19 protein-coding genes are annotated in these 20790 nt (G+C 70.5%); 7 read left to right on the top strand and 12 right to left on the bottom strand.

The window, feature by feature from the left end:
• Nucleotides 1-50: 50 nt before the first annotated feature.
• Entirely contained in the window at nt 51-1529 is a 1479-nt protein-coding gene (locus CITRI_RS0106225; protein WP_010143816.1) for a 4-hydroxyphenylacetate 3-hydroxylase N-terminal domain-containing protein, read from the bottom strand.
• A 198-nt stretch (nt 1530-1727) separates the two neighbouring features.
• Between CITRI_RS0106225 and CITRI_RS16585 the strand changes: the two genes are divergently transcribed.
• Nucleotides 1728-2420: a GntR family transcriptional regulator gene (locus CITRI_RS16585; protein WP_010143815.1), complete on the top strand. Its 693-nt coding sequence runs from the start codon at nt 1728-1730 to the stop codon at nt 2418-2420.
• 167 nt (nt 2421-2587) lie between these two features.
• Here CITRI_RS16585 and CITRI_RS0106215 read toward each other — a convergent pair whose 3' ends face one another.
• Together CITRI_RS0106215 and CITRI_RS0106210 are read right to left on the bottom strand one after the other, a co-directional pair.
• Nucleotides 2588-4174, bottom strand: coding sequence for an FAD-binding oxidoreductase (locus CITRI_RS0106215; protein WP_029139088.1), 1587 nt, complete (start codon nt 4172-4174; stop codon nt 2588-2590).
• 117 nt (nt 4175-4291) lie between these two features.
• Entirely contained in the window at nt 4292-5623 is a 1332-nt protein-coding gene (locus CITRI_RS0106210; RefSeq protein WP_010143813.1) for an LLM class flavin-dependent oxidoreductase, read from the bottom strand.
• 267 nt (nt 5624-5890) lie between these two features.
• Here CITRI_RS0106210 and CITRI_RS0106205 point away from each other — a divergent pair, with 267 nt between their 5' ends.
• On the top strand, nt 5891-6796 hold the full coding sequence (locus tag CITRI_RS0106205) for a fumarylacetoacetate hydrolase family protein (RefSeq protein ID WP_010143812.1): 906 nt from the start codon (nt 5891-5893) through the stop codon (nt 6794-6796).
• Between the two features lie 77 nt (nt 6797-6873).
• Here CITRI_RS0106205 and pdxT read toward each other — a convergent pair whose 3' ends face one another.
• The 3 genes from pdxT to CITRI_RS0106190 all read right to left on the bottom strand — a co-directional run bounded on the left by pdxT (nt 6874) and on the right by CITRI_RS0106190 (nt 9506).
• On the bottom strand, nt 6874-7557 hold the full coding sequence (gene pdxT, locus CITRI_RS0106200) for a pyridoxal 5'-phosphate synthase glutaminase subunit PdxT (protein WP_010143811.1): 684 nt from the start codon (nt 7555-7557) through the stop codon (nt 6874-6876).
• 61 nt (nt 7558-7618) lie between these two features.
• On the bottom strand, nt 7619-8593 hold the full coding sequence (gene pdxS, locus CITRI_RS0106195; protein WP_010143810.1) for a pyridoxal 5'-phosphate synthase lyase subunit PdxS: 975 nt from the start codon (nt 8591-8593) through the stop codon (nt 7619-7621).
• Nucleotides 8594-8660: 67 nt separating this feature from the next.
• A complete protein-coding gene (locus CITRI_RS0106190; RefSeq protein ID WP_010143809.1) occupies nt 8661-9506 on the bottom strand; it encodes a CoA ester lyase in 846 nt (281 codons plus the stop codon).
• Nucleotides 9507-9578: 72 nt separating this feature from the next.
• On the opposite strand from CITRI_RS0106190, the gene CITRI_RS16580 reads away from it, so the two are divergent.
• From CITRI_RS16580 to CITRI_RS0106170, 4 genes are all read left to right on the top strand, one after another.
• Nucleotides 9579-10070 carry a helix-turn-helix domain-containing protein gene (locus CITRI_RS16580; protein WP_010143808.1) on the top strand — a complete coding sequence of 164 codons (492 nt, stop codon included), beginning with the start codon at nt 9579-9581 and terminating at the stop codon, nt 10068-10070.
• A 397-nt stretch (nt 10071-10467) separates the two neighbouring features.
• Nucleotides 10468-11127: a hypothetical protein gene (locus tag CITRI_RS16575; protein WP_010143807.1), complete on the top strand. Its 660-nt coding sequence runs from the start codon at nt 10468-10470 to the stop codon at nt 11125-11127.
• A 53-nt stretch (nt 11128-11180) separates the two neighbouring features.
• A complete protein-coding gene (locus CITRI_RS0106175; protein WP_040385835.1) occupies nt 11181-12380 on the top strand; it encodes a PLP-dependent aminotransferase family protein in 1200 nt (399 codons plus the stop codon).
• 137 nt (nt 12381-12517) lie between these two features.
• Nucleotides 12518-13138 carry a PadR family transcriptional regulator gene (locus CITRI_RS0106170; RefSeq protein WP_010143804.1) on the top strand — a complete coding sequence of 207 codons (621 nt, stop codon included), beginning with the start codon at nt 12518-12520 and terminating at the stop codon, nt 13136-13138.
• 104 nt (nt 13139-13242) lie between these two features.
• Here CITRI_RS0106170 and CITRI_RS0106165 read toward each other — a convergent pair whose 3' ends face one another.
• A complete protein-coding gene (locus CITRI_RS0106165) occupies nt 13243-14802 on the bottom strand; it encodes a long-chain fatty acid--CoA ligase (protein ID WP_010143803.1) in 1560 nt (519 codons plus the stop codon).
• A 242-nt stretch (nt 14803-15044) separates the two neighbouring features.
• A complete protein-coding gene (locus tag CITRI_RS0106160) occupies nt 15045-16052 on the bottom strand; it encodes an ABC transporter substrate-binding protein (RefSeq protein WP_040385868.1) in 1008 nt (335 codons plus the stop codon).
• A gap of 173 nt (nt 16053-16225) precedes the next feature.
• Between CITRI_RS0106160 and CITRI_RS18370 the strand changes: the two genes are divergently transcribed.
• Entirely contained in the window at nt 16226-16696 is a 471-nt protein-coding gene (locus CITRI_RS18370; RefSeq protein WP_010143801.1) for a MarR family winged helix-turn-helix transcriptional regulator, read from the top strand.
• 174 nt (nt 16697-16870) lie between these two features.
• Here CITRI_RS18370 and CITRI_RS0106150 read toward each other — a convergent pair whose 3' ends face one another.
• From CITRI_RS0106150 to CITRI_RS0106135, 4 genes are all read right to left on the bottom strand, one after another.
• Entirely contained in the window at nt 16871-17899 is a 1029-nt protein-coding gene (locus tag CITRI_RS0106150) for an ABC transporter substrate-binding protein (RefSeq protein WP_010143800.1), read from the bottom strand.
• A gap of 77 nt (nt 17900-17976) precedes the next feature.
• Complete coding sequence (locus CITRI_RS0106145) at nt 17977-18456, bottom strand: MaoC family dehydratase (protein WP_010143799.1); 480 nt, start codon at nt 18454-18456, stop codon at nt 17977-17979.
• Nucleotides 18457-18563: 107 nt separating this feature from the next.
• Entirely contained in the window at nt 18564-19769 is a 1206-nt protein-coding gene (locus tag CITRI_RS0106140) for an acyl-CoA dehydrogenase family protein (protein ID WP_010143798.1), read from the bottom strand.
• Nucleotides 19766-20734 (bottom strand): 4-hydroxyphenyl-beta-ketoacyl-CoA hydrolase, encoded by a 969-nt coding sequence (locus CITRI_RS0106135; RefSeq protein WP_010143797.1) that lies wholly within the window; start codon nt 20732-20734, stop codon nt 19766-19768. Before CITRI_RS0106135 ends, CITRI_RS0106140 begins: the two co-directional genes overlap by 4 nt.
• Between the last annotated feature and the right edge of the window lie 56 nt (nt 20735-20790).

Here is a 20790-nt window from a genome sequence, read left to right as displayed (position 1 = left end):
TCCTCTCGTGGCGGGTGACGCCGGGCGTCACCCGGTCGGTCCGGCGTGGCTCAGTGGGCGACGGCGACGGGTCGGGTGAGCTGGTCGGCGGCCGGGATGCCGGCCTCCTCGAACAGCGCGCGGTACGCGCCGGTCTCGCCCTTGCCCTGCGCCTTGCGGTGGTCGAGCCCGCGGGCGCGCCCGACGGAACCGAGGTAGAACCGCTCGTAGAGCTCGTTGCGCGAGCCCAGTGCCGACCCGGCGAAGTCCCAGGCGGTGCGGAAGATCCGGGCGCGCTCCCGGGCGGTGATGCCCTGGGCGCCGGGCAGGTAGCGTTCCACGAGGGGGCCCAGCCGGGGGTGGTCGAAGGCGGCCGCCGTGGGCGTGGCCAGCAGGTTGTGCGAGCCCAGGGTCTTGATGATGTCGTTCACCCGGGCCATCCAGAGCGGCATCATGGTGCGCAGCGAGGAGATGTCGTCGTGGCAGAACCAGGCGCCTCCGCCCCAGTCCGAGGAGTTCACCTCGGCCGAGTGGACCACGGCCCGGGCGATGCGCAGGTAGGAGTAGATCTCGCCCAGCATCGCGGCGGTGTCCGGCTTGGTGTCGGTCCCGGTGGCCTTGGCCATCTGCACGCACAGGTCGTACGCGAACTCCAGCTTCACGCAGGCCCGGATGGCGGTCTGCTGCTGGGTGTTGCCCGTCGCCGTGCCCGCGTTGATCCGGTTGTAGACGTCCAGGTTGCCGTCGATGAACACCCGGTGCCAGGGCACCAGGACGTCCTCGAAGATGACCACGGCGTCCTGCTCGTCGAAGCGGGCGGAGAACGGGCGGTCCACCACGTCCATGTCCACGGCGTACGGGTCGCGGCACACGGAGACCACGCCCGGGGTGTTCACCGGGATGGCGAAGGAGATGGCGTATTCCTCGTGGCCCGGACGGATCGGCGTGGCGGGGTAGACGTAGAGCTCATCGGCGATCGGGCCCAGGGTGGCGAGCATCTTGGCACCGCGGACGACCACGCCGGCGTCGGTCCGGTCCACGACCCGCAGGGTCAGGTCCTCGTTGACGCCCTCGAACTCCCCGACGGACTTGTCGATGGCTGCGTGCACGATGGTGTGGGTCAGCGCGAGGTCGCCGTCGATCACCTCGCGCTGGTAGGCCGCCAGGCGGTCGTGGAACACGGGGTCGCCGTACTGCTCGAAGATGTCCCGCCGGGCGACGTGACCGGCCAGCACCACGTTGACGTAGTCCGGCGTGCGGCCGAGCATGCCCACGGAGTAGCGGGCGAGGCGGTCGAACGCCGCGTGCCGGCGGTCGATGTCCTGGGCGCTGCGCGGCAGCAGGTGCGAGACGTTCATCTGCCCACCGTGGGGGGCCGGCATGAGGACCTCGTCGGCGTGGGCGTGCTGGTAGTCGAAGTACCCCGCCATCCCCTCCACGGAACGCGCCATGGCCGGATGGGTGGTGATGTCGACCTGCTCATCCCCCAGCCACACCTCGCGCCCGTCATCCAGGCCTGCCTTGTACTGGGCTCCAGTCCTCGCGGTCATCTCGTCTCCCGTCCCTCTGTAGTGCATTTTGCACCAGATAATATTTTCTCTAGGCACGAGTGTACGAGTTCGATGTGAGCTAGGCAATACTTCCGGACGAGCTTTGTGGCACCGATTTATGAGAATGCATTCTCTACACGGGCGCGTCAGCATATTTTCTGCTGTCTTATTTGCAGAGTTCCTGCCTAGACTGGGCCCATGGCCAAGCGAACCGACGCAGAGACCCTGTCCAAGCACATCCGGGACGAACTGCGCACGAACATCCTCAAGGGGCAATGGGCCCCCGGGGGCCGACTCCAGCTCAACCAGCTCTCGGAGCAGTTCAACACCTCATCGACGGTGGTCCGGGAGGCCCTGACGCGCCTGGCCGGAGACCGCCTCGTGGTCCTGCGGCCCAATCGCGGCTTCTTCGTGCCGACGCTGTCCCTGGACGAGCTGCGAGACCTCACGGAGCTGCGCGTGGTCAACGAACAGTTCGCCGCCACGCTGGCGATCGACCGGGGCGACCTGGGCTGGGAGGGCGAGCTGATGGCCGCCCACCACCGGATGGAGAAGACCCCGAGCCGAGACGAGGACAACCGCCCGACCGCGGAATGGGCCGCGGCACATCAGGCCTTCCACGCCCAGTTGCTGGCCGCCTGCGGCGTGCCGGTCCTGATCGACCTGACCAACACGCTGTCCGACCTGCAGCAGCTCTACAACCGCTGGGCCACGAGTGCGACCAACTGGTCCGGCCGCGACCTCTCCGCCGAGCACCAGTCGATCCTGGACGCCGCACTGGCCCGGGACGCGGAGACCACCTGCAGCCTGCTGGCGGAGCACTACCGCGGCACCATCGAGGCGATCACCCAGCTCGGCGTGGAAGTGGGCCTGCCCGCGGCCTCGGCCTGAGCCGCCGGCGCAGGACGGGCGCGCGCGGCGTCCCGGCGATCCCCGCCCGGCCGGTCCCGACCACCCGAACCGCACCAGGGGACTGCGGGTACGGCAGGGGCCGGGAGTCCCTGACCCCCGGCCCCTGCGTTCCCGGCCCGATGTCCCGGCCGCCTGCCGTCGACCGTCTAGCCCTCGGCTCGGTAGCGGGCCGGCCAGACGCCCTGCTTGCCCGGGGCCAGGATGCCCGCCGGGTCAACCGCGTCCTTCAGCCGCTCCTGGAACCGGCGCACGGCGTGGTCGTTGTAGTCGAACCCGTCGGCGATGCGGTCCATGTAGTCCACGTGGCTGCGGTACGGGGCGTATCCCCGCCGGCGTGCGGCGTCGAGCAGTCGCTCGTACAGTTCGCGCGCTCGGCCGAGCATCTCCTCGTTGCCGTTCTCGAAGTAGATCATGGTCACGTGCACCATGTGGCGCGGGTAGAGGTGGTAGCCGATGTACAGGTCGAAGCCGTACTCGGTGTAGAGCTCCTTGACCTCCTGGTAGAAGTCCCACACCTCCTCGCCGCGGGCGGGCAGGATCGGCGCGGCGTCGATGTGCCCGCCGTTCTCCGCGAGGTAGTTGATCGTCCCCAGCGGCTTGAGGGTGGGCACCCCCGCCATCTGGGTGCGGTCCTTCTCGGCGATGTCCTGGTAGGCCACCCGAGCGCCCTCGGCGCCCTCGTACAGCCGGGCCGTGACGGTGAAGCCCTCGAGCCCGGCGAACCGCTCCCGGATGATCTCGAGCCGGCGCTCGGCCAGGCCCTTGTCGCCGTAGATGCCGAACTTCGCGTTCCACTGGCCGATGCCCAGCTCCTGGCGGATCTCCTCGAGCCGCTCCGGCGGGATGGACCCCTCCCCCTCGTACCAGCGGGACCGGGGGCCGTTCATGGTCACGGCACGGACCACGTTGCCGCACAGGGCGTTGTTCTGGATGACCTCCTCACGGCGCAGCTGGGTGAGGACGTCGATCAGCACCGGCATGTCCTCCTCGCGCTCCACGGTGACCTCGCCGTTGACGTAGACCTCCGGCCAGGGCATCAGCCACAGGCCGATCCGGGTCACGACGCCGAGGTTGGACTGGGTGAACAGCCCGTCCAGCGTGGGCCCGAAGCCGCCCTGGAAGATCGGGCCGAGGTCGGTCCCCTCCATGGCGCCCATGCCGGTCCGCAGCAGCTCGCCGTCCGGCAGGACGACCTCCATGCCGCAGATCTGCTTGGAGTGGTCGCCGAGCGGGGTCATGCCGTACCCGCGGTCCAGCGCGTTGCCGAGGACCGAGCCCCAGCCCAGCGCGGGCACGGAGAGCCAGACCTTCAACCCGCGCTCCTGGACGTACTCGTACAGGTCGAAGAACGTGACCCCGGGCTCGACCACGGCATAGCAGAGCCGGTCGTCGACCTCAATGATGCGGTTCATCCGGCCCAGGTCGAGGGCGACCATGCGCTCCCCGCGCGGCTCCGGACCGCCGTAGCCCAGGTTCTTGCCCTTGGAGAACGTCCACAGCGCCGTACCGGTCTCGGCGGCCAGCCGCACGAGCGCCTGCACCTGCCCGGTGTCCGCCGGACGCACGCCGGGCCAGGCGGAGCGGCCGGGGACCAGCGGGTACGGGTCCCGGTAACCGTCCTCGGCCCCGGGACGGATCACGTGCTCGGCACCGACGATCTCCTCGGCACGGCGCAGGAACTCCTCCTGGCGGTCCTCGACCTCGGGCCCGCGGGCCACGGTCAGTTCAGTCATCTCCATACCTCTCTTGCGGCGACTGGTACGGGCCGCCCGCCGCGCGTCCTGCAGCGGCGGGCGACCCGGTTCAGGGGGTCCGGGACCGCGGTCCCGGGCCGGTGTGGGGGGCGGGCCTCAGGCCGGCAGCAGCGAGGTGGAGACCTCGGGCAGACCCAGGTTCTCGCGGAACGTCGCACCCTCGTACTCGGTGCGGAAGTAACCTCGCTCCTGCAATTCGGGGACGAGCTTGTCGCAGATCAGCTGGAAGCCGCCGGGGTTGAACGGGGAGTTCAGGTTGAAGCCGTCACAGGCCTTGGACTCGAACCAGTCGACCATGCGGTCGGCCACCTGCGAGGGCGTGCCGGCCATCCACTGGTGGCCGGTGGAGCGCGCCAGGTCCACGATCAGCTCGCGCAGGGTCATCCCCATCTCCACGGACTTCATCCGGTAGATCTGGTAGCGGCTGCCCAGGGACTCGTCGTCGCGGAACCACTCCACCGGGATGCGCTCGTCGTAGTCCAGTTCCGACAGGTCCATCCGCAGGTCCGCCCCGACCTGCGCTCGCCCGTTCTCCAGGTGCACGTGGCGGCCCAGCTCGTCGGCCAGTTCCTGCGCCTGGGCCTCGGTGTCCCCCAGGATCGGCAGGATGCCGGGGATGATCTTCACGTGGTCCGGATTGCGGCCCTTGTCCTTGGCCAGCTGCTTGAACTTCGCATAGAACTCGATCGAGGGCTGCTTGTTGGGCTGGGCCGTGTAGATCATGTCCCCGATCGAGGAACCGAGTTCCATCCCCGGGCCCGAGGAGCCCGCCTGCGCGAGCACCGGGTGCCGCTGCGGGCTGGTCGGCATGTTCAGCGGGCCCTGCACGCGGAAGAACTCGCCCTCGTGGTCGAGGGGATGCAGCCGCGTGCGCTCGAGGTACTCCCCCGACTCGCGGTCCACGATCACGGCACCCTCGTCCCACGAGTCCCAGAGCCGGCGCACCACGTCAACGAACTCCGTGGCACGGCGGTAGCGGGTGGCGGGATCCGGTGCCGCGTCCATCCCGAAGTTCTGGAAGCCGTCGGAGGAGGTCACGATGTTCCAGCCGGCGCGGCCGTTGGACATGTGGTCGAGACCGCACAACTGGCGGGCCACGTTGTACGGCTCGGCGAACGAGGTGGAGATGGTGCCCACCAGGCCGATGTGCTTCGTGCGGGCGGCCAGGGCCGAGAGCACGGAGACCGGCTCGTAGAAGCCGTTCATCTTGATGTCCCCGCGCAACAGCGTGTTGGCGTGCACCACGTCCCCGAAGAAGATGGCGTCCAGCTTGGCCGCCTCGGCCATCTGGGTGAGCTCGAGGACGAAGTCCAGGTTGCCCAGTTCCTCCGCCCGGCTGCCCTCCATCCGCCAGCTGTCCTTGTGGTATCCCGCAGGCAGCATGAAGGTCGTCAGGATCATGTGCTGAGCCGGCTTGGAAGTGCTCATCTGGGGGTCGTCCTTTCCTAGACTCCGGTCCGGCCCCCGGTCACGCACGGGGTCGGTGTGGCGCACGAGCCGCTGAGACGGCTGTCACACCCCCAGCATGACGCAACCGACGGCATTTTTCCACTCTGTTCGCAATTCTTACTCAAGAATATTTTCTTCTTGCGGAGTGCATGATCCATGGATACCGTGTGTCGGGATGCGCGCGGCAGGACGCCGCGATCGGCGGACCGATGGTGCGCCCCTGGCTCGACTCGTTGGGAGACCCTTGTGAACTACATCAGCTACGTGACCCCTGAAGGCACGGCCACGTGGGGCGTTGCCGCACAGGGCACCGTCCACGACCTCGGCCCGAGCGGGGCGAACCTGGCCGCCTCCCTGCACGAGGCCGTCGTCCGGGGCCTGTTCGGGACGCTGTCGGCCGCTGACCTGGCCGGCGCCCCCACCCATGACGAGCAGGACGTCTCCTACCTGCCGTGCCTGACGCAGCCGGGGAAGATCATCTGCATCGGCGTCAACTACCGCACCCACCAGGAAGAGTCCGGCAAGACGGGACAGACGGCGCCGACCGTCTTCACCCGTTTCGCCGACACCCAGATGGGTCACCTGGCGCCCGCGATCAAGCCCGCCTCCACCGGCAAGTACGACTACGAGGGCGAGATGGCCCTGGTCATCGGCAAGGAGGCCTGGCACGTGGCCCCCGAGGACGCCTTCGACCACGTCGCCGGCTACGCCAACTACAACGACTTCTCCGTCCGCGACTGGCAGAAGGCGGCCAGCCAGTGGATCCCGGGGAAGAACTTCCCGGCCTCCGGCGGCTTCGGCCCCTACCTGGTCCCGGCAGCGGACGTGGGCGACGTGCGGGAGCTGACGCTCGAGACCCGGGTCAACGGCGAGGTCCGGCAGCACGCCTCCGTCGCGGACCTCTACTTCGACATCCCCACGCTGATCGCCTACGTCACCGGCTTCACCCGCCTGCACCCCGGAGACGTGATCGTCACCGGGACCCCGGGCGGCGTCGGGCTGTTCTGGGGCGAGGACGGCCTGCTGGACGCCGGCGACGTCGTGGAGGTCGAGGTCACGGGCCTGGGCGTGCTGCGCAACACGGTCCAGGACGAGGCCGGCGACGGCGCGGCGACGGCGGACGGCGCAGCGGCCCTGGCGCACGCCGGCTGACCGCTGCAGGATCACTGAGCACCCCGGCGGGGGGGCGCCCGGCGGATCACTCCGCCGGGCGACTCCCCGCCCGGAGGTCACGGCCCCCGGCGGACCACCCGGTCCAGGAAGTACCGGTGGAAGGACCAGTCGCCGGTGACCTCCGGGTGGAAGCTGGTGGCCAGCAGGTTGCCCTGCCGCACGGCCACCGGCACCGACCCCGTCACCAGCCCGCAGTCCACCCCGGACTCCAGCCGTTCGGACGGGACGGAGGCCAGCACCTCCACGCCCGGCCCGGACTGCAGCACCGCGGGAGCCCGGATGAACACGGCGTCCACCGGCTCGGAGGACACCGCCGGCACGGAGAGCCGGGCCTCGAAGGAGTCCACCTGTGAGCCGAAGGCGTTGCGCTGCACCGTGATGTCCAGCCCGCCCAGGCTCTGCTGGCCGGTGATCGGGTTCGCGATCCGGTCGGCGAGCATGATCATCCCGGCACAGGTCCCGTAGACCGGCAGGCCGTCGTCGATCGCGGCCCGCACGGCCGGTGCCAGGCCCAGCAGCCGGGAGAGCTTGTCCATCACGGAGGACTCCCCGCCCGGGATGACCAGTCCGTCGAGCCCCGCCAGGTCCGCGGCACCGCGCACCGGGGACGTGCGCGCGCCAAGGGCCGTGAGCACGCGCTCGTGCTCACGCACGTCCCCCTGCAGGGCGAACACCCCGATCGCGGGGGCCTGCCCTGCGGGGACGTCCTGGGGGCGGGATGCACCGGTGACGCGGGTCATGAGCCGGTCGTCCCCGCCCCCGCGGGAGCGAGGGGTCGGACCGCGCCCCCGACGGCGCCGATCACCAACCGCGTTCGGCCAGGCGGTGGGGAGCGGGCAGGTCGCCCACGTTGATGCCCACCATCGCCTCGCCCAGGCCGCGGGAGGCGTCGGCGACCGCGGCGGCGTCGTTGAACTGGGCCGTGGCCCGCACGATCGCCGCGGCCCGGGCCTCCGGGTTGCCGGACTTGAAGATGCCCGAGCCCACGAACACGCCATCCGCACCGAGCTGCATCATCAGGGCGGCGTCGGCCGGGGTGGCGACGCCACCGGCGGTGAACAGCACCACGGGCAGCTTGCCCTCGCGGGCGACCTCGGCGACCAGCTCGTACGGGGCCTGCAGTTCCTTGGCCGCCACGTACAGCTCGTCCTTGGACAGCGCGGAGAGCTTGGCGATCTCGCCGCGGATGGTGCGGATGTGCTTGACGGCCTCGGACACGTCACCGGTGCCGGCCTCGCCCTTGGAGCGGATCATGGCCGCACCCTCGGTGATGCGGCGCAGGGCCTCGCCGAGGTTGGTGGCGCCGCAGACGAACGGCACGGTGAAGTCCCACTTGTCGATGTGGTTGACGTAGTCCGCCGGGGAGAGCACTTCGGACTCGTCGATGTAGTCGACCTTCAGGGCCTCGAGGACCTGGGCCTCCACGAAGTGGCCGATCCGGGCCTTGGCCATCACGGGGATGGAGACCGACTCGACGATCTGGTCGATCAGGTCCGGGTCGGACATGCGGGCCACGCCGCCCTGGGCGCGGATGTCCGCGGGGACGCGCTCGAGGGCCATGACGGCCACGGCGCCGGCGTCCTCGGCGATCTTGGCCTGCTCGGCGGTGACCACGTCCATGATCACGCCGCCCTTGAGCATGTCCGCCAGGCCGCGCTTGACCCGGGCGGTGCCGGTGCGGGGCGAACCCTGGCCGGAGTCCTCGATGGCCCCGGGAGTCGGGTCGGCAGGGTTGGAGGTGTAGGAGGCCGCGGACGACTCGGTGGTGTTGGACATCTGTTTCCTTTACGGGGGTGGGGTGGAGTCTGCCGCCGAGGACGGGGCAGCGGGTGGGGGTGGTCGGTCAGGCGTTCCAGAGGCCGTAGGAGTCGGCCAGGTCGGCGATCTTCTGGGCGCGGGCCAGTCGCGGCAGGTACGAGCCGTCGCCCACGGAGGCCCCGGCCTGGTGTGCCTGCAGCATCTCCACGGCCCAGGAGACCTCGTCCTCGGACGGGGACAGGGCGCGGTTGATGGAGTCGACCTGGTCCCGGTTGAGGCACAGGCGGCCGGTCATGCCCATTGAGGCCGTGGTCCTGGAGGTCTCGACCACGGTCTCCTCGCTGTCGGCCACCGCCGGGGGACCGTCGATCGCGCCGGGCAGCTTGCCCACGCGGGAGGCGATGACCAGCCGCGACCGCGCGTAGGCCATGGCCATGGGCTCGTCGGAGATGCCGGTGTCCTTGCGGAAGTCGTTGGTGCCGAAGGCGAGCCGGAAGGTGCCGGGGGCACGGGCCACCGCCGTGGCGTTCTCCAGGCCCAGGGCCGTCTCGATCAGGGCGATCACGGGGGTGCCGGCCCGCATCCGCATGGCGGTCAGGGTGACCTGCTCGGGCTCCTCGGCCAGGGCCAGCATGACCCCGCGGAGCCCGGGGGCGCCCGAGAGCGCCTCGAGGTCCTTCTGCCAGTCGGGAGTGTTGATGCCGTTGATCCTGACCCAGGCGTCCATGCCGCCGTTGAGCGCGTCCACCACGGACTGCCGGGCGGCGTCCTTCTTCTCGTCCGGGACGGCCGCCTCGAGGTCGAACAGGACCGAGTCTGCCTCCGAGGCCAGCCCGGGCGCGAAGTCCTCCGGCCGGGCTGCGTTGACCAGCAGCCAGGACCGGCTCAGCTTGGCGGGCAGGGCAGCAGCTCGTCGGTTACGCAAGGGCATGGCCTCCAGCCTACCGCCGCCGAAAGTTACTCACCCGTGTTCGGCCTCACGGGCGCCGGTAGGCTTCGGGCCATGGCTGACGAGATCCCGATGCTGTCCCGCAGCGCCACCCACGGCCCCCTGCCGGAGGACGAGCTCGCGATCCTGCGGCGCATCCCCGGGCTGGGCTCGGAGCGGGATCCGGGGCCTGGCACGGCCCAGGGCCCGACGCCGGATGCGACCGTGGTGCTCGACGGCACCACGGTGCGGCTCGGCTCGGCGGCCACGGCGGCGGTGCTGGACCTGCTGGACCGCCTCGCCGCGGGCGGCCAGGTCTCCGTGGCGCAGCAGGACCGCTGGCTGAACACCTCGCAGGCGGCCCGGCTGGCCGGGGTCTCGAACACCTACCTGCGCCAGCTGGCCGATCGCGGCGAGATCCCCGTCACCTACCGCGGCACCCACCGCCGGATCCATCCGGACGACGTCCAGTCCTGGGTGCGCCGCCGCGCCGAGGCCCGCTCCGCCGAGGCGGGGCAGGACGCCTCCGTCGACGCCGGGGAAACGGACGACGCGTCCCAGGACTGACCGTCCGCGCAGGTCAGGACGGCGTCGCCGCCGAGGCCCCCGGCAACGGCCCGTGCAGGGGGCGAGGACACGCCCGCGCCGCGGGTTCCGCCGAGGGCGGACGACACCCCTCCACCCGGTGGGAGACCTTGGCCGGTGGGCCTCGGCATGAGAGGATTGATTTCTCAACCAAGTTTCCGCGGGCCACCCGCCCGCGGTACAGAGTCTGGCGAGAAAGCCGGTCTACTCATCCCCCCTCCGAGGGCCGGATCGCCGCCAGACCGGCCGGGGCCCACCCCGTTCTTGGGCCCCGGCCACCTACTTGCCCGTGCCGTGCCCCGCTCCGGAGTACGATGGTCGGGTCATTCCGCGGACGCCTGACCAGCCGGCCCGCGACCTTCCGCAGCACAGGAGTTCCATGAGCGCGTGCCGACCCCTGCGCCCCGTCGCGATCGCACTGGGCGCGGTGACGGCCTCCGTCGCCCTGGCCGGCTGCAACCTCTTCCCCGACCCCACCGAGTCGCCGGACGGTGGTGACGGCCCCCTGCCGACCGTCTCCGCCGAGGGGTACGTGGAACTGCCGCTGTACTTCGTGGCCCTGAACGGCGACTTCCCGCCGAACACGACCGGGCGCGACGTCGCCTGCCAGGACCTGCTGGTCCGCGTCACCTCCGTGCCGGTGCAGACAGAGGATCCCGTGGCCTCGGCCATCGGCTTCCTGCTCACCGACGAGCAGTACAGCCACGGGGACCCGGCCGTCACGAACTCCCTCGACCCCTCCGAGGACGACCTCGCCTACGTGTCCCACCGCGTCGAGGGGGACACCGTGGCGCTGGAACTGACCGGCGACCTCGTCAGTCGCAGCCAGTGCGAGTCCTACCGCATCCGCGCCCAGCTCAACCAGACCGCCGCCGCGGCCGCCGGGGTGCCGAACGCGGAGGTCTACGTGGACGGGGTGTTGGTCGAGGACCTGTTCGGCCTCACCCCCCTGGAGCTCGGCGAGGAGATCACGACCCCGGCCCCCGGCGCGGAGCCGACCGACGAGATCACCGAGGGCATGGGGGCCACCGGTTCCTGAACGGGCCCGGCCCTTCTCACCGGTGCGGTGGCGTTGCTAGCATCGACCCGGTGATGGATCCTTCAGCGTTCCTTTCAGACCGCGCCCGCGGCGTGCGCCAGTCCGCCGTGCGGGACGTGTTCGACCTGGCCATGTCCCCCGGCCTGGTCTCCCTGGCCGGCGGCAATCCGTGGCTGGACGACCTCCCGCTGGAGGAGCTGGGACGCGTCGCCGACGAGCTGGTCTCCCGCCAGGGCCACCTCTCCCTGCAGTACGGGGCGGGCCAGGGGACCGCGGAGCTGCGGGACGCCGCCTGCTCGGTGATGGCCGCGGACGGCATCGAGGGCGCGGACCCGGAACTCGTCGTCGTGACCCCCGGCTCCCAGGCCGGGATCGACACCGCGGCGCGGATGCTCGGGAACCCGGGCGACGTCGTCGTGGTGGAGGACCCGACCTTCGTGGGCGCGCTGAACACCTTCAACACCTGGCAGCTGGACGCCGTCACCACCCCGACCGACGAGGAGGGGCTGATCCCCGCGTTCCTGCGCCAGACCCTGCAGCGGCTGCGCGCCGAGGGGCGCCGGGTGGCCTTCCTGTACACGATCCCCTCCTACGCCAATCCCTCCGGTGCGCTCATGCCCGCGGCCCGGCGGGACGAGGTGGCGCGGATCTGCCGCGAGGAGGGCGTGCTGATCGTGGAGGACAACCCCTACGGCCAGCTCGGCTTCGAGGACGCCCCGGTCCCGCCCATCGCGGCGGAGCACCGGGACCAGGTCATCTATCTCGGCACCGCCTCCAAGATCTTCTCCCCCGGCGTGCGCATCGGCTGGGCGCTGGTGCCGCCGGGGCTGCTGCGCGAGTTCTACCTCTCCGCGGAGTCGGCGTACATCTGTCCCTCGGTGCCCAGCCAGATGCTCGCGACGGCCTTCCTCACCCGTTTCGACTGGCAGGGCCACGTCGCCCGCTGCGCCGTCGAGTACGCCCGGAGGTGCGACGCCCTGGTCGACGCCATGGAGGAGTCCCTGGACCCGCGGATCATGTACGCCCGGCCCGGTGGCGGTTTCTTCGTCTGGGCCCGCATGCCGGACGGCATCGACACCCTGCCGCTGATGCACACCGCCGCGGAGGCCGGCGTCGTCTTCGTGCCCGGCGCGGCGTTCACGCCCGACGTCGGCCCGAACCCGCACTTCCGGCTCGCCTTCTCCTTCGTGGCCCCGGAGGTGCTGCGCGAGGGCATGCGCCGGCTGGCACCGGTGCTCAACGCGGCCCTCTAATCCCGGCGGCCGGACGGGCCTGCCGGCCGGCCGTGGGCCGCACCGGGCCCGACTCGTACCTATCCTCATAGTGGCTTTCCGCGGGCGGGCGGTTACAGTGGAGCGGACCGGCTGCCCCAGCGGGAAGGACCCACGCCATGTCCCTGCGCAATGCACTGCTGGCCCTGCTCGTCGTCGAGCCCATGACCGGCTACGACCTCGCCAAGAGGTTCGGCTCCTCGGTGGGCAACGTCTGGCACGCCCCGGACTCCCAGATCTACCCGGAGCTGCGACGGATGACCCAGGACGGCCTGCTCGAGGCCGAGGAGGTCCCGTTCGGGCGCAAGGGCCGCAAGATCGCCTACACCATCACGGACGCGGGGCGGGAGTCCTTCCGGGAGTGGATGGACTCCGACCTGCAGTGGGCGCGGGACCGCGACCCCATGCACCTGCGGGCCGCCTACTTCGAGTACGCCCATCCGGAGCGGGCCCGCGCCCAGCTGGAGGCCTACCGCGAGCACACCCGGCAGATCCAGGCGGCCTGGCAGCAGCAGATCGACGAGATCGATGCCGGCACCTCCGAGACCCTGGCCCGCCGCCTGCGGTCCGTGCCGCCGGAGGAGCACCACCGCACCGCGGCGTTCAAGCGGTACACCTACGAGGGACTGGTCGCCCGGGCCGAGACGGAGATCGGCTGGGCCGAGCGCGGGCTGAGGCTCCTCGAGGAGCTGTATCCCCAGGAACTGTCCCAGGAGTCCTCCGCCGGCACCCCGGCCTGAGCGGTCAGCCGGTGAGCATCGCCGTGACGGCGCGGCGCCCGTCCATCGCCCGGTAGGCCTCGGGGTCCACGGGGGCGAGCCGTCCGGGCCCCGGGGACCGCGTCTCAGCCCCCGTAGCGGCGGCGCAGGTCCGGCTTGCGGATCTTGCCCGAGGCGGTGCGGGGCATCTCGTCCACGAACACCACGGACTTGGGGACCTTGTACCGGGCGAGCCTGCCGTCCAGGTGCCGGATGACCTCGTCCTCGGTCAGCTCGTGGCCCTCCCGGACCACCACCACCGCGCGGGGCACCTCGCCCCACCGCTCGTCCGGGACGCCGATCACGGCGACCGCCGCCACGGCCTCCAGCTGGGCGATCTCCTGTTCGACCTGCGCCGGGTAGATGTTCTCCCCACCGGAGATGATCATGTCCTTGAGCCGGTCCGAGATGAACAGGAACCCGTCCTCGTCCCGATAGCCCATGTCCCCCGTCTTCAGCCAGGTGCCGTCCTCGGCCTGCTCGAAGGACTCGGCGGTCGCGTCGGGCCGGTTCCAGTAGGCCGTGATGACGTTGGGGCCCTGGACCTGGATCTCCCCGACCTCCCCGGGAGGGCACACCTGTCCGAGCGGGTCGACCACGCGCACCGCGGTGTGGAAGTGCGGCAGCCCGCCGGACCCCTGCTTGGCACGCGAGTAGTGCGCCGGCAGGACCGTGGCGCCGGGCGAGGTCTCGGTCATGCCGTAGCCCATGGCGATGGACAGCCCGCGCTCCTCGTAGGCCTCCAGCACCCGCATCGGCACGGCGGACCCCCCGCAGGTCAGGATCCGGACCGAGGACAGGTCGGTGGTGGCCCAGTCGGGGTGCTCGGCCAGCAGCTGGTAGGTGGTGGGCACCCCGGCCATGCTGGTGATCCGGAGCCTGCCGATCAGCTCGAGGACCCGCCCGGGCTCGAACCGCGGTTCCAGGACGAGGGTCCCGCCCTTGAGCAGCGTGGGCAGCGCCCCCATGCCGAGGGAGGCCACGTGGAACATCGGGGCGATCATCAGGGCCCGGGTCTCGCTGGTCACGTCCAGGTCGGTGAGCACGTTGAAGGCGTTCCACGTCAGGTTGCCGTGCGTGAGCATGGCGCCCTTCGGCTTGCCCGTGGTCCCGGAGGTGTAGAGGATCAGCGCCAGGTCATCGAGGTCCACCGCCACGTCCGGGCGCACCGGGTCACCGCCGGCCAGCAGTCCCTCGTAGTCGAGGGCCTCCAGGTCCCCATCCCGGCGCTCGACGGCGGCCGGCGGGCCGTCCTGGACGGTCGCCAGGGTCCCGACGCCGGTCCCGCGGCTTCCGGCGACGGCCAGCGGTTCCAGCGTGGCCGAGGCGATCAGGACCGTGGCCCCGGAGTCCTCCAGGGCGAAGGCGATCTCCGGTGGGGCCAGGCGGGTGTTCAGGGGCACGAACACGGCGCCCAGGGAACCGGCCGCGAACAGGGTCTCCAGGAACGAGGGGTAGTTCTCGCCGAGGTAGGCCACGCGGTCACCGCCCCGCACGCCGAGGGCGGCCAGCGCGTTCGCCAGCCGGTCGATCCGGACCGCCCACTCGTCATAGGTCAGCTCGCCGGCCGCGCTGATCACGGCGGTGCGCCCTGCGGACTTCACGCGCCTGCGGTGGATCCAGTCACCGATCCCGCGGTTGAACATTCCCGACTCCTCTGCAGCTTGACGTGCCCTGTCCGCACTCCCCTCAGTGTGGAACATTTAGTTGAGCAATTCAATAGTTATCGAGGACACGCAAGCGTCGGCCAGGGGGTTACTCCAGCGCCGGACACCACCCCGGACACCACGGTGCGGGCAGTCCTCCCCGGCGGCCGAGGCCACCGGGGAGGACTGCCCGCACCGTCGGGGATGGGCCTCACGCCCCCACGGGGAGGGCGCGAGAACCGTCACTGGCGGACCAGGTCCTCCACGGACGGCGCCTCGTCGATGAGCCCGCCCTCCACGGAGAGCTCGATGACCCGCTCGAGCGACTCGATGTCATGCTCCTGCGGGAAGCGCGGCATGGTCAGCTGCTCGATCACGTCCGTCTCCAGGGAGGTGTACTCGGGCAGGATGGCCTTGGCCTCGTCCGGGTTGTCGGTGGCGTACTGCTGGGACTCCTTCATGGCGGTCACGAAGGCGTCCACCAGCTCGGGGTCCTGATCGATCATCTGGTCCGTGGTGAAGTAACCGGCCACGGACAGGTCCGGGATCGGGTCCGCGTACTGGGCGAAGATCCGGCGCGCGCCCGCGGCCTCGGCGATGGTCACGAAGGGCTCCACGGCACCGATGGCATCCACGTTGCCGGCCTCCAGCTGCCCGACCATGTCCGGGAAGGCCATCTCCACGTACTCGATGGACTCGGCGTTCCCGCCGTCCTGGCGGATGCCCTCGGAGATCACGGTGTCGTTGATGTTGTTCAGCGTGTTGACGGCGATGCGCTTGTCGTCGAGGTCGGCGGCGGTCTTCACGTCCGAGTCCTCGGGGACCATCACGGCGGCGAAGTCGTCCTCGGAGTCGCCCGTGGTCTGCGGGCCGGTGGCCACCAGCTTCAGCGGCAGTCCCTGGGCACGGCCGATGGCCAGCGAGGTGACGTTGGAGAAGCCGAAGTCCATCTGCCCGGACTGCACGGCCGGCACGATCGCGGCCCCGCCCTGGGCCAGGGTCAGGGTGACGTCGAGGCCGTGCTTCTCGAAGATGCCCTCCTCGACGCCCAGGTAGATCGGCGCGACGTCCACGATCGGGATGACCCCGACCTCGACCTGCTTCAGGTCACCGGCGGCGGCGGACTCACTGCCGGACCCCTCCGTGGCGGCCCCGGTGGTGGCGCCACCACCGGACGGCGAACCGGATCCACAGGCGGTCAGGGCCAGCAGTGCGGCCGCGCCCACGGCGACCAGTCGGACATTCCTCATCATCGGGTGCTCCTGGAGTGTGACATGCGGTGATCCGCGACCGCAGGAGCGGTCGCGAGGCTGGGTCGAGGGGGTCGCCCAGCCTGTAAGGTGACTCACACTCTACTCAGCCGTCACAATGGCAAACAAGAGAATTCCATTAACGATCTCAACTGTTCTACGGATGGAGAGCCATGCAGGACGACGGTCAGACACTCGCCACCGCCGAGGAGTTCCACAGCCTCGCGGTGCGGCGGCTGCTCAGCCGCCACGGCCGTCTCTGGACGCAGCAGGTCTCGGCCGACCACACCTCCATCCAGTTCGGCCTGTTGCTGTGCCTGGCCCGGTCCGTCGGTGGGCTGTCCCAGTCCGAGATCGCCGAGCAGCTGGCCGTGGACCGGGCCACCCTGACCGAGCTGGTGCACCGCATGTCCGCCCAGGGCCACGTGACCGTCTCCCGCGACCCCCGGGACGGCCGCCGTCGGGTGGCAACCCTGACCGATTCCGGCAGGGACCTGCTCCGGGAGATGTACCACCCGGCGCTCGAGGTCAACGACCAGCTCTTCAACCCCCTGACGGCCGAGGAGACGGAGCAGCTCACCGCCTTGCTGCGGCGCGTCCTGGCCCACGACACCGGCGCCCCTCCCCACCACGACCCGGCCTGACCGGGGCCGCCCGGCAGTCCGGGAGGGACGGGACCGGCCTGCTCGGGCAGCAGGCCGTCCGTCCCTCGCCGCCCCGGTGTCCTGCGCAGACCGCGACGCCCCCGCCCGGGTGGTCCGGGGCGGGGGCGTCGCAGTGGCGTGAGCGGGTCACGCACCGGGGGCGTGGGCGTCAGCTCACTGGGAGCCCTCCCAGTACAGGTTCTCCACGTCCGGGTCGTTGCTGATGAAGCCGTACTTCACCATCAACCGCCCGGCCTCCTCGATCTGCTCCTTGCGGATCTCGCCGGAGAGCTTCTCCATCTTCAGGTTCTTCGCCGCCTCCTCGGGCAGGCTGATGAACTCGGGCAGCAGGGCGCGGGCGCCGTCCGGGTCCTCGTCGGCCGCGGCCAGCGTCTCCGTCATGGCGTCGACGAACCGCTGCGTGAGCTCCGGGTTCTCCTCGGTGAACTTGCCCGAGCTGAACGTCACCATCGTGGGCATGCCGGCCACCGAATCCTGGAAGGAGTACCCCACCAGCTGGTTGTCCTCATTCGCCAGGGAGCTGGTCAGGAAGGGCTCCGGGACCCAGATGGCGTCCGTGTTGCCGCGCTCGAGCTGGGCCGGCATGTCCTGGAACGGCATCTCCGAGAACTTGATGGCCGAGGGGTCGCCCCCGGCCTTGGCGACGGACTCCATGATGGTCAGGTCGCCCTGGGTCTTGAGGGCGTTGACCGAGACCGTCTTGCCGGCCAGGTCCTCCCAGCCCTGGATGCCGCTGTCCTTGGTGGTCACCACGCCCGCGATGTCCTCGCCCTCCTCCAGGGAGTTCGAGTAACCGGCCACGATCTTCATGTCCAGGCCACGGTCGTTGGCGTTCATGACCGAGTTCGGGTTGCCCACGCCGAAGTGGATCTGCTCGTTGGCCACGGCCGGGAGCATCGCGGCACCGGCGTTGGAGGTGGAGAGCTCCACCTCGATGCCGTGCTCCTCGAAGATGCCCTCCTCGATGCCGTACTTCACGGCCACGGACGGGGCGATCGGCAGCACGCCGACGATCACCTTGTCGAGCTCACCCGAGGCGCCACCGGACTCGGTACCGCCGGACGCGGCGGCCCCGGGCGAGCTCTCCCCGCCTCCTCCGGACGGTGAACCGGAACCACAGCCGGTCAGGGCCAGCCCCGCGACGGCGGCGGTGGCCAGCAGTGAGACGAGCTTCTTCTTCATGGTTTCTCCTGCGGGGGTGCGTTCCGGCTCGCGCCGGGAGGGGGTGGAGTGGGGCGGAGTGCCTGGAGGCGGGTGCCTCAGGCGTAGAAGCGGGCGAGGAAGGTCGCGACGACGGCGGGGCGCTCCTCGCCCTCGATCTCGATGACGGAATCGACGACGATGTGCAGGCCGTTGCCCTTGACCTCCTGCACGTCGGCGATCGAGCCCTTCATGCGGATGCGGGAGCCGACCTTCACCGGGGAGGTGAAGCGGACCTTGTCCAGGCCGTAGTTGACCTTGGTCTTGACGTCGGAGACGTCGAAGAGCTCGGACCAGAAGGGGATGATCATGGACAGGGTCAGGAACCCGTGGGCGATCGGGGCGCCGAACGGGCCGTCCTTGGCGCGCACGGGGTCCACGTGGATCCACTGCTGGTCGTCGGTGGCATCCGCGAAGGTGTTCACCATCTGCTGGGTGACCTCGCGCCACTCGGTGACGCCGAGGTCCTGGCCGGCCAGGGACTTGGCCTCCTCGAACGTGACGACGAGCCTGGACGTGGGGGTGGTGGTCTCGGTCATGGTTTCCTCCTAGGAATGTGTTCTACATTACAATGGTTGATGAGCGCAATGGTTTTGGGTCACGATCGGCGGACCGTGACCGTCCGGTGATGGACGGGGCGTGGCCCTCAGACGAAGGCGCCGACGCCGGTGACGGCGCGGCCCACGATCAGCGCGTTGATCTCGTGGGTGCCCTCGTAGGAGTAGATGGCCTCGGCGTCGGCGTGGAACCGGGCCACGTCCGTGTCCAGCGTGATGCCGTTGCCGCCGCACACCTCGCGGGCCAGGGCCACGGTCTCCCGCAGCCGCAGCGAGGTGTACATCTTGGCCAGCGCGGAGTTCTCGTCCTTGAAGACCCCGGCCGCCTGCTGTTCGGTCAGCTGCACCACCATGCCCAGCGAGGCGGTGAGGTTGCCCAGCATGATCGCCAGCTTCTCCTGCACGAGCTGGAACCCGGCGATCGGCCGGCCGAACTGCTCGCGCCCGCGGACATACCGCAGGGCCGCCTCATAGGCACCGGCCTGGGCGCCCACGGCCATCCACGCCACGTCCGAGCGCATGTTCCGCAGGCAGCGGGCCACGTCCTTGAACGAGTTGATCCCGTGCAGCCGGTCGGCCTCGGTGACCCGGACGTCCCGGTACTCGATGTGGGCGTTCTGCATGATCCTCAGCGAGGCCTTGTTCGGGATGATCGTCATGGTCACGCCCTCGGCATCCCGCGGGACCAGGAAGCACTTGACCTGGCCGTCGGCGGTGTCCCGGGCGAAGGTCGCCACCACGTCGGAGACGGTGGCCCCGCCGATCCACCGCTTGGCGCCGTTGATGACCCACTCCCCCGTGGCCGCGTCCCGGGTGGCGGTGGTGGCCAGCCCACCGGCCACGTCCGAGCCGTGGTCCGGCTCGGTCAGCCCGAACACGCCGGTCAGTTCGTAGGTGCGGATCCTCGCGTCCAGGTCCCGCGACTGCTCCGGGGAGCCGCCCAGGGTGCAGACCGTGCGGAACAGCCCGGCCTGGGCGTTGTACAGCGTGCCGACGTTGATGTCGCAGCGCGCCAGCTCGAAGTTGCGGAACCCGGTGAGCAGGTCGCGGACGGGTTCCCCGGCCTCCCGCAGCGCCGGCGGGTCCATCAGGTCCAGCCCGCGCACCGCCTCGAGCAGCTCCGTGGGCAGCTCGGCCTTGTCCCAGGCGTCGTTCAGGAGCGGGTAGACGGTGGACTGCAGCTGCTCGCGCAGGTCCGTCAAGACCCTCCGCTCGGCCTCGGTCAGCCGCTCGGCGAAGCCGTACAGGTCGGACGGGATCACGGTCCCGACGGCGACCGGGCGCCCGGCGCTCATGCCGCACCGCCCGCGGCGGTGCGCTCGCCCGCAGAGGCGCCCCGGCCGGCGTCGCCGGTTCCGCGTTTCGCGCCCAGGCCGAGCAGCGTCACCGCGTTGTCCTTCAGGATCCGCGGGCGCACCTCGTCCTTGAGCGGCAGGTCCGCGAACGCGGCCAGCCACTTGTCCGGGGTGATGAGGGGGAAGTCCGTACCGAACAGCACCTTGCGGGAGAGCACGTTGTTGGACTGGCGCACCAGCGACTCCGGGAAGTACTTCGGGGACCAGCCGGAGAGGTCGATGTACACGTTGGCCTTGTGCGTGGCGATCGAGTTCGCCTCGTCCTGCCATGGCACCGAGGGGTGGGCCATGATGATCGGCAGGTCCGGGTGCTCGGCGGCGACGTCGTCCAGCAGCAGCGGGTTCGAGTACTTCAGCTTGATGCCGCGCCCGCCCGGCAGCCCGGCGCCCATGCCGTTCTGCCCGGTGTGGAAGATGCACGGCAGCCCGAACCGCTCCAGCTCGGCCCACAGCGGGGAGAACTGCCCGTCCGAGGGGTCGAAGCCCTGCACGGAGGGGTGGAACTTGAACCCGCGCACGCCCAGCTCCTCGGCCTGGCGCCGGGCCTCGGCGATCGCTTCCGGTCCGGTGCGCGGGTCCACGCTGCCGAAGGGGATCAGCACGTCGTTGTGCCGTGCACATCCGGCGACGAGGTCGTCGATGGAGTTCGGCAGGTGTCCCATCTGGGTCCGGGCGTCCACGGTGAAGACCACCGCGGCCATCCCGTGACCCCGGTAGGTCTCGGCGATCGAGTCGATCGAGGGGGTCCGCTCGGCGGCCTTGAAGTACTTCGCCGAGGCCTCCATGATGTCGTCCGGCATGGCCACGTGGCCGCAGTCGTCGACCTCGAGGTGGACGTGCATGTCCACGGCGGTGATGGCGTCCACGTCGACGGCGCATTCATAGCGCACGGGGGTCTGTCCCATGGTTCCTCCTGGGTGCGATTGCTGGGTGATGACGGGCGGCGGCGCCCGGGGCCCGG

The organism is Citricoccus sp. CH26A (assembly GCF_000224415.1).
GTDB lineage: Bacteria > Actinomycetota > Actinomycetes > Actinomycetales > Micrococcaceae > Citricoccus.
The sequence above is the reverse complement of the archived record's forward strand: the minus strand, read 5'-3'. Positions and strand labels throughout refer to the sequence as shown.

What these genes read in the sequence shown, in the direction of transcription:
- CITRI_RS0106160 (WP_040385868.1), bottom strand. Translation starts at nt 16,052, where the DNA reads ATGAGGAATGTCCGACTGGTCGCCGTGGGCGCGGCCGCACTGCTGGCC.
- CITRI_RS16575 (WP_010143807.1), top strand. Translation starts at nt 10,468, where the DNA reads ATGAGCGCGTGCCGACCCCTGCGCCCCGTCGCGATCGCACTGGGCGCG.
- CITRI_RS0106140 (WP_010143798.1), bottom strand. Translation starts at nt 19,769, where the DNA reads ATGAGCGCCGGGCGCCCGGTCGCCGTCGGGACCGTGATCCCGTCCGAC.
- CITRI_RS16585 (WP_010143815.1), top strand. Translation starts at nt 1,728, where the DNA reads ATGGCCAAGCGAACCGACGCAGAGACCCTGTCCAAGCACATCCGGGAC.
- CITRI_RS0106225 (WP_010143816.1), bottom strand. Translation starts at nt 1,529, where the DNA reads ATGACCGCGAGGACTGGAGCCCAGTACAAGGCAGGCCTGGATGACGGG.
- pdxS (WP_010143810.1), bottom strand. Translation starts at nt 8,593, where the DNA reads ATGTCCAACACCACCGAGTCGTCCGCGGCCTCCTACACCTCCAACCCT.
- CITRI_RS0106175 (WP_040385835.1), top strand. Translation starts at nt 11,181, where the DNA reads ATGGATCCTTCAGCGTTCCTTTCAGACCGCGCCCGCGGCGTGCGCCAG.
- CITRI_RS16580 (WP_010143808.1), top strand. Translation starts at nt 9,579, where the DNA reads ATGGCTGACGAGATCCCGATGCTGTCCCGCAGCGCCACCCACGGCCCC.
- CITRI_RS0106150 (WP_010143800.1), bottom strand. Translation starts at nt 17,899, where the DNA reads ATGAAGAAGAAGCTCGTCTCACTGCTGGCCACCGCCGCCGTCGCGGGG.
- CITRI_RS0106215 (WP_029139088.1), bottom strand. Translation starts at nt 4,174, where the DNA reads ATGACTGAACTGACCGTGGCCCGCGGGCCCGAGGTCGAGGACCGCCAG.
- CITRI_RS0106135 (WP_010143797.1), bottom strand. Translation starts at nt 20,734, where the DNA reads ATGGGACAGACCCCCGTGCGCTATGAATGCGCCGTCGACGTGGACGCC.
- CITRI_RS0106145 (WP_010143799.1), bottom strand. Translation starts at nt 18,456, where the DNA reads ATGACCGAGACCACCACCCCCACGTCCAGGCTCGTCGTCACGTTCGAG.
- CITRI_RS0106165 (WP_010143803.1), bottom strand. Translation starts at nt 14,802, where the DNA reads ATGTTCAACCGCGGGATCGGTGACTGGATCCACCGCAGGCGCGTGAAG.
- CITRI_RS18370 (WP_010143801.1), top strand. Translation starts at nt 16,226, where the DNA reads ATGCAGGACGACGGTCAGACACTCGCCACCGCCGAGGAGTTCCACAGC.
- pdxT (WP_010143811.1), bottom strand. Translation starts at nt 7,557, where the DNA reads ATGACCCGCGTCACCGGTGCATCCCGCCCCCAGGACGTCCCCGCAGGG.
- CITRI_RS0106210 (WP_010143813.1), bottom strand. Translation starts at nt 5,623, where the DNA reads ATGAGCACTTCCAAGCCGGCTCAGCACATGATCCTGACGACCTTCATG.
- CITRI_RS0106170 (WP_010143804.1), top strand. Translation starts at nt 12,518, where the DNA reads ATGTCCCTGCGCAATGCACTGCTGGCCCTGCTCGTCGTCGAGCCCATG.
- CITRI_RS0106190 (WP_010143809.1), bottom strand. Translation starts at nt 9,506, where the DNA reads ATGCCCTTGCGTAACCGACGAGCTGCTGCCCTGCCCGCCAAGCTGAGC.